Source organism: Streptomyces thermospinosisporus, assembly GCF_039526425.1.
In the GTDB taxonomy this organism is placed as follows: domain Bacteria; phylum Actinomycetota; class Actinomycetes; order Streptomycetales; family Streptomycetaceae; genus Streptomyces; species Streptomyces thermocarboxydovorans.
In genome coordinates, this window is record NZ_BAAAIZ010000038.1 from 1 (window position 1) to 10887 (window position 10887).

8 protein-coding genes are annotated in these 10887 nt (G+C 71.9%); 5 read left to right on the plus strand and 3 right to left on the minus strand.

Annotated features, from left to right (window positions below; translation table 11 throughout):
• Positions 1 to 134 precede the first annotated feature (134 nt).
• The 3 genes from ABD207_RS14000 to ABD207_RS14010 form a co-directional block, all read right to left on the minus strand.
• Positions 135 to 2417, minus strand: a complete 2283-nt coding sequence (locus ABD207_RS14000) for an FtsX-like permease family protein (protein WP_344012947.1) — start codon at positions 2415 to 2417, stop codon at positions 135 to 137.
• Positions 2418 to 2483: 66 nt separating this feature from the next.
• Positions 2484 to 3233, minus strand: a complete 750-nt coding sequence (locus ABD207_RS14005; RefSeq protein WP_344012949.1) for an ABC transporter ATP-binding protein — start codon at positions 3231 to 3233, stop codon at positions 2484 to 2486.
• Positions 3230 to 3745, minus strand: coding sequence for a PadR family transcriptional regulator (locus tag ABD207_RS14010; RefSeq protein ID WP_344012951.1), 516 nt, complete (start codon positions 3743 to 3745; stop codon positions 3230 to 3232). The genes ABD207_RS14005 and ABD207_RS14010 overlap by 4 nt, the downstream gene beginning before the upstream one ends.
• 126 nt (positions 3746 to 3871) lie before the next feature.
• On the opposite strand from ABD207_RS14010, the gene ABD207_RS14015 reads away from it, so the two are divergent.
• From ABD207_RS14015 to ABD207_RS14035, 5 genes are all read left to right on the plus strand, one after another.
• The gene (locus ABD207_RS14015) at positions 3872 to 5143 is read left to right on the plus strand and encodes an ABC transporter substrate-binding protein (protein ID WP_344012953.1); all 1272 of its coding nucleotides are present in this window, start codon (positions 3872 to 3874) and stop codon (positions 5141 to 5143) included.
• 197 nt (positions 5144 to 5340) lie between these two features.
• Positions 5341 to 6978, plus strand: coding sequence for a glycoside hydrolase family 13 protein (locus tag ABD207_RS14020; RefSeq protein WP_425580718.1), 1638 nt, complete (start codon positions 5341 to 5343; stop codon positions 6976 to 6978).
• A 41-nt stretch (positions 6979 to 7019) separates the two neighbouring features.
• Entirely contained in the window at positions 7020 to 8351 is a 1332-nt protein-coding gene (locus ABD207_RS14025; protein WP_343998675.1) for an ABC transporter substrate-binding protein, read from the plus strand.
• Positions 8352 to 8353: 2 nt separating this feature from the next.
• On the plus strand, positions 8354 to 9718 hold the full coding sequence (locus tag ABD207_RS14030) for an ABC transporter permease subunit (RefSeq protein WP_344012955.1): 1365 nt from the start codon (positions 8354 to 8356) through the stop codon (positions 9716 to 9718).
• Complete coding sequence (locus ABD207_RS14035; RefSeq protein WP_167991448.1) at positions 9715 to 10554, plus strand: carbohydrate ABC transporter permease; 840 nt, start codon at positions 9715 to 9717, stop codon at positions 10552 to 10554. The genes ABD207_RS14030 and ABD207_RS14035 overlap by 4 nt, the downstream gene beginning before the upstream one ends.
• Positions 10555 to 10887 lie beyond the last annotated feature (333 nt).

Here is a 10887-nt window from a genome sequence, read left to right on the forward strand (position 1 = left end):
TGCCGCAAGGGCTGCGTCGCGGCAGCGTCGGCCCGAGGCCGCTGCGCGGGGAACGGCGGCAGACCGGAGGACGGCGGCAGACCGAAAGCTGCCGCACAGCCGCGTCGCGCGGCGCCCGCCGGCCAAGGGCCGGCTCAGGCGACCGCGCTGAGCGTGTCCGCGAGACGGCGGCGGGCCGCCCGGGCGGCCGGGAGGGCGGCCAGTGCGGCCGCGCCCAGCACGGCGGCCACGGTGAGCCCCAGCAGGAACAGCGCGGGCGGCCCCTGGGCGATCCCCGTCCCGATGCCGCTCGATCTGCCCTGGGCGTCGATCAGCCAGCGCGCCAGCGGCAGCCCGAGGATCATCGCGGCGAGCACGGCGGCCATCGCCGTGCACGCCATGGCCGTCACCGTCATCGCGGTGATCTGGCGCGGTGACAGGCCGATGGCCTTCAGCGCCAGCAGATCCCGCTCGCCCTCCCGCACCATCCCGCCGATCGCGGTGAGCAGTTCGATCAGCCCGATCAGGGCCAGCACGGCGATCAGGCCGAGGACGACCGCGCGCAGCGGGGAGAGCCCGTCGGCCGGGTTGGTCACGGTGTGCACGTCGAGATGGCCGAGCCCCTCCGACGTCAGCCGGTCGGCGACGGCCTGCGGGTCGGCGCCCGGCTCCAGGCGCACCTGGTAGAGGGTCGGCCGGAGGGTGGGGTCGTTGGCGCGGAGGGTGTCGAGCGAGGTGGAGATGACCCGGCCGGCGTTCTCCGGCTCGATGCTGCGGCCCACGATGTGCAGGATCTGCGGCCGGTCACCGACCGTCATCCGCACCCAGTCGCCGACCTGGACGTGCAGCAGGTCGAGCAGACCCTGCCCGGCCACCGCCTCGTCGGGCCCGCGGGCGGTGCGCCCCTCGGCCAGCGTGAAGGGGTACGGCTCCTGCCCGGTGCCCAGACCGCGCAGGGCGATGGTGGCGGTCTGGCCGGGGACCAGGGCGGCGACCTCCGTGCCCGGGTAGGCGCTGGCGACCTGCGGGTCGTTCTCCAGCAGGGCCCGGGTCTCCTTCTCGCCCAGCGTCGCGTCCGCGCGCACACTGAGCGCGGTGGGCAGACCCATGCGGTCCGGTTCGCTGTGGAAGCGGTCGAGGGTGGTCCAGGCGCTCATCGCCACCACGATCAGCAGCAGCGGCAGCGCCAGCCGGGCCACCGTCCCGAGGGAGCGCGGGCGGCGGGTGAACGCCTTGCGCCAGCCGAGCACCAGCGCCGGCGGCACCCGCATGCCCAGCGCCCGCCGGGCCACGCCGGTCAGCCGTCCGGCCGGGGGCGCCGCGGGGCGGGGGACCGGCACCGGGGGCACGCGTCCGGCCCGCCAGGCGGCGAGCCCGGTGGTCGCGCCGATGAACAGCACCGCCGCCACGGGCACCGCGAACAGCGTCACGGTCTGCCCGGGCAGCCCCTGCCACACGGCGACCGCGTCCCCGAGCCGCCCCGGTATCCCGCTGCCCAGCGCCTCCATCAGCACCGCGCCGGCCACCGCGCCCAGCAGGGCGTAGCCGAGGTGCTGCATCAGGAAGACCCGGACGACCTGGCCGGGCGTGAAGCCGATCGCCTTGAGGATGGCGATGTCCCGCAGATGCCCCCGGATGCGGGTGCCGATCGCCCCGTGCACGGCGAATCCGGCGGCGACCAGCGCGCCCAGCCCGAACAGGCCGAGCACCTGACCGAGCAGCCGGTTGTCGTTCTGTGCCTCGGCGCGGGCCTGCTGCCAGGTGGCGACCTCGCCGATCGCCCCGGCGCCCAGCACGGTCACGGCCCGCTGCACGGTGTACTCGGTGTCGGCCGGGTCGGTCAGCCGCAGCCCGATCACCTGCCCGGCCGGTTCGGCCACGGCCGACGGCAGCGCCCACACCAGGCCCGGCTGCTCGCCCGGACGGTAACGGGGCTCGGCGCTGTCGGCGATGCCGATCACGGTGAGCGTGCGGGCCGTGCCGGGGACGGTCAGGGTGTCGCCGGGCGCGGCGAGCAGGGCGCGGGCGAGCCGGCTCTCCAGCACCACGCCGTCGGGCGTCGCCGCGTCCAGCCACTTCCCGGAGGTGATCAGCGGGCGTCCCACGTCGGGCCGCTCGGGGGTGCCGCGCAGTTCGACCGAGGCCCGGCTGCCGCGCGAGGCGACGGTCAGCGAGGAGGTCGGGTAGGGGCCGGCGACGTCGTCCACGCCGTCCAGCCGGGCGAGCTTCCCGGCGTCGGCGGTGCCGGTGGTGTGCAGCGTGACGTGCGCGCCGTGCGCCTGGGCGAACACGCGCTGCCAGGGGTTGGTGGCGTAGCCGAACAGGGCGGCGGCCAGCAGCAGCGAGACCACGATGCCGGCGGTGGCGAGGACCAGGAACAGCGCCTCGCCGCGGTGCGTGCGCAGATCGGAGTGCGCCCAGCGCAGGGTGGCTCGCACCGGCCTCATCCCCTCGGCGCGCGGAGGGCGTGCACCGTCGCGTACACCGTCGAAGACGTCCGCATGTCAGTCCTTCAGCTCCAGCACCCCGGAGATGCCCTTGCCGCTCGACGGCCCGGCGTCGAGGGCCGCGTCGTCCACGATCCGTCCGTCGAAGAAGCTGATCACCCGGTCCGCGGCGCTGGCCAGCCGGGCGTCGTGGGTGACCAGGACGATGGTCTGCCCGCGCTGGTGGAAGCGGGACAGCAGCCGCATCACCTCGCGGGTGCCCCTGCTGTCCAGGCTGCCCGCCGGCTCGTCGGCCAGCAGCAGCGGGGGGTGGTTGACCAGGGCGCGGGCCAGCGCGACCCGCTGCTGCTCACCGCCGGACAGCTCGCCCGGGATGCTGCGCTCCTTGCCGGTCAGGCCCAGCTCGTCCAGCAGCGCCTCCCGCTCGGCGCGTGCCTGCTTCGGCGGCACCCCGGCGAGCAGGGCGGGCAGCTCCACGTTGTCCGCGACGGACAGGTCGGAGACCAGGTTGAAGAACTGGAAGACGATACCGATGCGCCTGCGGCGCTCCACCGCCCAGCGGGCCTCGTCGTAGTCGTCGGTGCACTCGCCGTCCAGCCAGAGGCTGCCCTTGTCGGGCCGCTGGAGACCGCCGAGGAGATGCAGCAGGGTCGACTTCCCGGCGCCGGACGGACCCGTGATCGCCACGAACTCGCCCCGCGCCACGCTCAGATCGACGCCGCGCACCGCGTGCGCCGGGGCGCCCTCGCCGTAGTGGGTCTTGACCAGGCCTTCGGCGCGCAGCACGGGAGCGGTGCTCTCGCTCACTCCAGGTCCTCCAGCTCTTCCTGGCACCGTTCCAGCCAGTCGAGGTCGGCCTGCAGGTGCAGCATCGCGCCCTCGATCAGCAGATGGGCGATGCGGTTGTCCCGGTCTTCGGCGGCTGCGAGCTTGGACAGCTCCCGCATGGTGTTGAGGTACTGGCGGCGCTGCTTGTTGATCAGGGCGATCTGGTCGGCGAGTCCGGTCTGCGGGGCGAGCGCCAGCTTCATGAAGAACTCGTCCCGCACCCGTGGTTCGTCCGCCGTCTCCTCGTACCAGGCGCGCAGCGCCTCGCGCCCGGCTTCGGTGAGGTGGTAGACCTTCTTGTTGGGCCGGCTGGACTGCTCGACGTCCTCGCCCTCGATCAGTCCCGACTTCTCGAGGCGGCCGAGGGTCACGTAGATCTGGCCGACATTCGGCTGAGGGTACGCCGAGCCCAGTAGTTGCTCAAGGTCCTGCTTCAGCTCGTAGCCGTGCGCCGGACCGCGGGCGAGCAGCGCCAGGAGGGGCAGCCGCACTCGAGCTCTCCTCCTCGCATCTGGTCAATGTGCCGCAGGCCCTAGTATCGCGCATACCTAACAGGTATACATGGCCTCTGACTCCCGGACGAGGGCGCCCGGGGGCCGGTGTACAGGGAGGAACCTATGCGGTGGATCCGTGCCGCGGGTAGGGGCCTTCTTGTGCTGGTCGTGGTCCTGGCCGGTTACGTCTCCGCCGGAGCGAGCGCCGAGGAGCCCGCCGGGGGCGGCCGCGGACCGCTCACCCTGGCCACCGCGGGTGACCTCACCGGCTATCTCGGCCCGCTGCTCGAGGGCTGGAACCGCGCCCACCCCGGCGAGCGGGTCACCCTCGTCGAACTGCCCGACTCCGCCGACGAGACCCGGGCTCAGATGATCACCGATCTGCGGCGCGGCGAGGCCGGCCGCTTCGACGTGCTCAACATCGACGTCAGCTGGACGTCGGAGTTCGCCGCCGCCGGGTGGATCCGCCCGCTGCCGCGCGACCGCTTCCCGCTGGACACCTTCCTGCGCCCGGTCGTGGACACCGCGACCTACGACGACAAGCTGTACGCCGTCCCCTATGTCACCAACGCCGGGCTGCTGCTGTACCGCACGGACATCCTCGCCAAGGAGGGCGTCGCGCCGCCACGCACCTGGGCCGAGCTGGAGAGCACCGCGAAGAAGCTCGCGCCGAAGTACGGCCTCGACGGCTACGCCGGGCAGTTCCTGCCCTACGAGGGGCTGACCGTGAACGCGGCCGAGGCGGTCTACTCGGCGGGCGGCAGCATCCTCGGCGACGAGGGCGAGCGGGTCACCGTCGACTCCCGGGCCGCCCGCGAGGGCATCGGCTTCCTGGCGCGCGGCGTGCGTGAGGGCTGGATCCCGCGCGAAGCGCTCACCTACAAGGAGGAGGAGTCCAAGCAGGCCTTCCAGGACGGCCGGCTGCTCTTCCTGCGCAACTGGCCCTACGCCTATGTCGCCGCCTCCGCGCCCGGCTCCCGGGTGGCCGGCAATGTCGGCGCCGTCCCGCTGCCCGGACCGGACGGGCCCGGCACCAGTGTGCTCGGCGGCTCCAATCTGGCCGTCGGCACCCATGCCCGGCACCCCGACACCGCCGCGCGGCTGATCGCGTACCTCACCAGTGAGCCGGTCCAGCGCCAGGTGCTCACGCGCGGTGCGCTGCCGCCGGTACGGGCCGCGCTGTACGAGGACCCGGAGCTGATCCGGCGCTTCCCCTATCTGCCGACCCTGCGCGAGAGCGTGCTCGCCGCCGCGCCGCGCCCCAAGAGCCCGCACTACGACCAGGTGAGCCTGGTGGTGCAGGCGGTCGTGCACGACGCGATGACCGGGCGGCAGACCACCGAGGCCGCCGTGCGGCGGCTGGCCGGCGAGCTCGCCGCCGTCTCCTCGCGCTGACACCTTCCTGGCGCCTTCCCGCTCCCTACTTACTTGTTAAGTAACGCGCGCATCTCGATCGCCCGCTGGATGCCCGGATTGTCCCTGTTTACTCGACTCAACTCCCCGGTAGCTTCGGTACGTTCATTGACACCCTCGCGACCCGCCTACTTAACATGCATGTATAACCGCTAGCACGCACAGACGGGTTCGACGGGGTGAGTCTCAAGCGCATCGACAGCCGCCAGTGGTGGCGCGACGCAGTGATCTACCAGGTGTACGTCCGCAGCTTTCTGGACAGCACCGGTGACGGCATCGGCGATCTCGCCGGAGTCAGGGCCGGCCTGCCCTATCTGAAGAAGCTCGGCGTGGACGGGATCTGGCTGAGCCCCTTCTATCCCTCGCCCCAGCACGACCACGGCTACGACGTGGCCGACTACTGCGACGTCGACCCGGTCTTCGGCGACCTCGCCGAGTTCGACCTGCTGGTCACCCAGGCCCGCCGCCTGGGCATCAAGGTGCTGCTGGACATCGTCCCCAACCACTGCTCCAGCGAGCACCCCTGGTTCCGCGAGGCCCTCGCCAGCCCGCCCGGCAGCCCCGAGCGCGCCCGCTTCCACTTCGCCGACGGCCGGGGCCCCGACGGCAGCGAGCCGCCCAACAACTGGCACGCCATGTTCGGCGGCCCCGCCTGGAGCCGGGTCACCGAGGCGGACGGCAGCCCCGGCCAGTGGTACCTGCACATGTTCACGCCGGAGCAGCCCGACTGGAACTGGCGCAACCCCGAGGTCGCCGCCGAGTTCGACCGCACCCTGCGGTTCTGGCTGGACCGGGGCGTCGACGGCTTCCGCATCGACGTGGCCGCCGGACTGTTCAAGCACCCGGACCTGCCCGACTCCCCGGACCCGGAGGCCGACGCCCGCACCCGCGACTCGGTCAACCCGCTCGCCTGGAACCAGCCCGAGGTGCACGACGTGTGGCGGCACTGGCGCGCGGTGTGCGAGGAGTACACCGCCCGCGACGGCCGCGAGCGCCTGCTGGTCGGCGAGGTCTCCGTGCCCAGTGCCCGCGAGCACGCGATGTACGTCCGCCCGGACGAGCTGCACCAGGCGTTCTTCTTCGACCTGCTGGGCGCCCCCTGGGACGCCGACGCCTTCCGCAAGGTCATATCCGAGGCGATGGAGGACATCGCCGGCACCGGATCCACCGTCACCTGGGTCCTCAACAACCACGACCAGGTCCGCACCGTCACCCGCTACGGCGAGCCCACCCCCCAGGGCAGCGGGCTCGGCGCCGCCCGCGCCCGCGCCGCCGCGCTGCTGATGCTGGCGCTGCCCGGAGCCGCCTACATCTACCAGGGCGAGGAACTGGGGCTGCCCGAGGTCGTCGACCTGCCCGACGACGTGCTCACCGACCCGATCTTCCGCCGCACCGGCAGCAGGGCCCGCATCCGCGACGGGTGCCGGGTGCCGCTGCCCTGGTCCGGGCAGGCCTCCCCGTTCGGCTTCACCTCCGGTGCCGGAGGCGTCAAGCCGTGGCTGCCCCAGCCCGAGTACTTCGCCGAGTACGCCACCGACCGTGCACTCGCCGACACCCAGTCCTTCTGGCACCTCTACCGCGACGGCCTGCAACTGCGCGCCGCGCTCCCGCAGCTGGGCGAGGGCACCCTGCAGTGGCTGGACACCCAGCCCGGCGTGCTCGCCTTCGTCCGCGGCGGCGACCTGGTGTGCGCCGTCAACTTCGGCACCGCCCCCGTACCCGCCCCGGTCTCCGGCACCCCGCTGCTCGCCAGCGGACCGTGCCCGGCCGGGGTGCTTGCCGGCTCCACCGCCGCCTGGTGGATCAGCGACTCCTGAGCCGAGCCGCACCCCCGTATCCCGAAGGGACATCAACGAAGATGCGACGTACCCGACGCACCACCCTGATCACCGGATGCACGGCGCTTGTCATCGCCCTGACCGCCACCGCCTGCGGTGGCGACGACCCGGTCTCGGCCGGCGGCGGCGACAAGTCCCTCAACGGCCAGACCGTCACCGTGGCCGGTGTCTGGTCCGGCAGCGAGCAGAAGAACTTCCAGAAGGTGCTGGACGCCTTCTCCGAGAAGACCGGCGCCAAGACGCAGTTCGTCTCCACCGGCGACAACGTCTCCACCGTCGTCGGCAGCAAGATCGAGGGTGGCAACGCCCCCGACGTCGTGATGGTCCCGCAGGTCGGCGTGCTCAAGCAGTTCGCCGAGAAGGGCTGGCTCAAGCCGCTGGACGAGAAGGTCAAGTCCGCGGTGGGCGCCAACTTCGCCAAGGTCTGGCAGGACTACGGCACCGTCGACGGCACCCTGTACGGCCTGTACTTCAAGGCCGCCCACAAGTCGACCGTCTGGTACAGCCCCGAGGCTCTCGAGCAGGCCGGCGTCGAGGCGCCCAAGACCTACGACGAGATGCTGAAGAACGGCCGGACGATCTCCGACTCCGGTCTCGCCGCGTTCTCCGTCGCCGGTCAGGACGGCTGGACGCTCACCGACTGGTTCGAGAACATCTACCTCTCCCAGGCCGGCCCCGAGAAGTACGACGCCCTCGCCGCCCACGAGATCAAGTGGACCGACCCGACCGTGGTCGAGGCGCTCGACACGCTCGGCAAGCTGTTCAAGGACAAGCAGCTCATCGCGGGCGGGCAGAAGGAGGCGCTGAACACCGACTTCCCCGGCTCGGTGGAGAAGGTCTTCGGCCCGAAGCCCGACGCCGCCATGGTCTACGAGGGCGACTTCGTCGCCGGTGTCGCCAAGGACCAGTTCGGCAAGACCATCGGCACCGACGCCAACTTCTTCCCCTTCCCGCCGGTCGGCAAGGGCCAGGCGCCCGTGGTCAGCGGCGGCGACGCGGCCGTCGTCCTGAAGGACGGCAAGAACTCCAAGGCCGGCATGGCGCTCGTCGAGTACCTGGCCAGCCCCGAGGCCGCCGCCGTGTGGGCCGAGGCGGGCGGCTTCCTCTCCCCGAACAAGAAGCTCGACCTCTCCTCCTACGGCGACGACGTCACCCGCGCCACCGCCAAGTCCCTGGTCGAGGCCGGTGACACGGTCCGCTTCGACATGTCCGACCAGGCCCCCGCCGCCTTCGGCGGCACCAAGGGCGCCGGCGAGTGGAAGATCCTCCAGGACTTCCTGCGCAACCCGGCCGACCCGAAGAAGACCGCGGCCGAGCTCGAGGCCGCCGCGGCGAAGGCCTACGGGAACTGACCATGACCACCACCGTGGTGAAAGAGGCGAGGCGCTCGTCGCCCGCCCGCCCCGACGGCGCGCGCGCTCGGCGCTCGCGCCGCCGGGGCCGGGTGATCGCCCTGCTGTTCGCGCTGCCGGCGCTGCTCCTGCTGGGCGCGCTGGTCGTCTATCCGGTGCTGTTCTCCGTCGGCCGCAGCCTCTTCGACGCCTCCGGCGACACGTTCGTGGGCGGCGAGAACTACGCCGAGATGTTCCGCGACCCGACCACCCTGAAGGCCATCCGCAACACGGCCATCTGGGTCGTGGTCGCGCCCACCCTGCTCACCGGTCTCGGCCTCATCCTGGCCGTGCTGGTGGAGAAGATCCGCTGGGCCACCGCCTTCAAGCTGCTGCTGTTCATGCCGATGGCGGTGTCCTTCCTGGCCGCCGGCATCATCTTCCGGCTCGCCTACGACGAGGACCCCGACAAGGGCGTCCTCAACGCGGCGGCCGTGTCGATCCACGACGCCTTCGACGAGGGCTCCGAGTACCCGACGGCACGCGCCCGTGACGGGCAGGGCCTGAACCAGCAGAAGGACGGCTCCTACGTCACCGGCTCCCAGGTCTCGCCCGGCTCCACCACCGCGCTCGGCCTGGTCGGCGTCGCCCCCAAGGACCTGCCCGGCGACGCCGAGCCCGCCAAGGAGGCGGCCGCCCGGGAGGCCGGCGCCGACGAGGTGCGCGGCGTGGTCTACCTCGACTTCACGCCCGGCGGCGGCGGCAAGCCCGGAGTGGTCGACTCCCGCGAGAGCGGCCTGCCCGGCATGAAGGTCGAGGCGGTCCAGGGCGGCAAGACCGTCGCGAGCACCACCACCGCCGCCGACGGCTCCTTCCGCTTCACCGGCCTGAAGGACGGCTCGTACACCCTCAAGCTGCCCAAGGACAACTTCGAGCAGCCCTACGACGGCATCTCCTGGCTGGGCCCCACCCTCGTCACCCCGGCGATCATCGGCGCCTACCTGTGGATCTGGACCGGCTTCGCCATGGTCCTGATCGGCGCGGGCCTGTCCACCCTGCCGCGTGACGCCCTGGAGGCGGCCCGGATGGACGGTGCCAACGAGTGGCAGATCTTCCGCAAGATCACTGTACCGCTGCTCGCGCCGGTGCTCACCGTCGTCTTCGTCACCCTGGTGATCAATGTGATGAAGGTCTTCGACCTCGTCTACATCATCGCCCCCGGCCCCGTGCAGGAGGACGCGACCGTGCTCGCCACCCAGATGTGGCTGGTGTCGTTCGGCGGTGGCAACAACCAGGGCCTCGGCAGCGCCCTCGGCGTGCTGCTGCTGCTCCTGGTGATCCCGGCCATGGTCTTCAACGTCCGCCGTTTCCGAAGGAGTCAGCGATGAAGACGATCCGGCGCGGCCTGAGCAGCGCGATGGTGCAGGCGTTCCTGGTCGTGATCGGCCTGGTCTGGATGACCCCGCTGGCCGGGCTGTTCCTCTCCTCGCTGCGCTCCGCGGAGGACACCGCCAAGGGCGGCTGGTGGACGGTGTTCACCGCCCCGGGGCAGCTGTCCTTCGACAACTACTCGGCGCTGCTGGACAACTCCGGCATGACCCAGGCGTTCTGGAACACCGTGCTGATCTCGGTGCCGGCCACCGTGCTGGTGGTGGTCATCGCGGCGCTCGCCGGATACGCCTTCGCCTGGCTGGACTTCCCCGGCCGCGACTCCGTCTTCCTGGTGGTGGTCGCGCTGCTGGTGGTCCCGGTGCAGATCGGTCTGCTGCCGGTCGCCAAGCTGTTCGGGCAGCTCGGCCTGTTCGGCACGATCCCCGGCGTGGTGCTGTTCCACGTGGCGTACGGCCTGCCCTTCGCGGTGTTCCTGCTGCGGAACTACTTCGCGGAGATCCCCAAGGAGATGCTGGAGGCCGCGCGGATGGACGGCGGCAGCGAGTGGCGCATCTTCACCCGGCTGGTGCTTCCGGTGGGCCGGCCGGCGATCGCCAGCCTCGCCATCTTCCAGTTCCTGTGGGTGTGGAACGACATGCTGGTGGCGCTGCTCTTCGCCGACAGCTCGTCGCAGCCGCTGACCGTGGCGCTCCAGTCCCAGATCCGCCAGTTCGGCAGCAACATCGACGTCCTGGCTCCGGGAGCGTTCCTCTCCCTGGTGATCCCGGTCGTCGTCTTCTTCGCCTTCCAACGCCACTTCGTCCAGGGGGTGATGGCAGGCTCCGTCAAGTAGGGCTCGCGCGGGGCTTCTTCGCCCCCTCCGCCCTACCCATCCCCGTCCCCGGGGGCTCCGCCCCCGGGCCCCCACCCTTCAACGCGCCGGAGGGACCAACTCCCCGCCCCGCCCCCTCCGGCCCGCCCCCCGGGCCTCTCCACCACCGGAGGGACCAACTTCCCCGTCCACCCCTCCGGTCCCCGGGGGCACCGCCCGGTCCTCTCGGCCACCCCAACGCCGGAGGACCGGGCTCCTGCCCGTTCCGTCCAGATCTGCAGGCTCTGCCCACCCTGAGTTTTCCCAGCGCGCGAGGCCAACTGCGGTATCTCTGACACCGGGCGGGCTGACCTC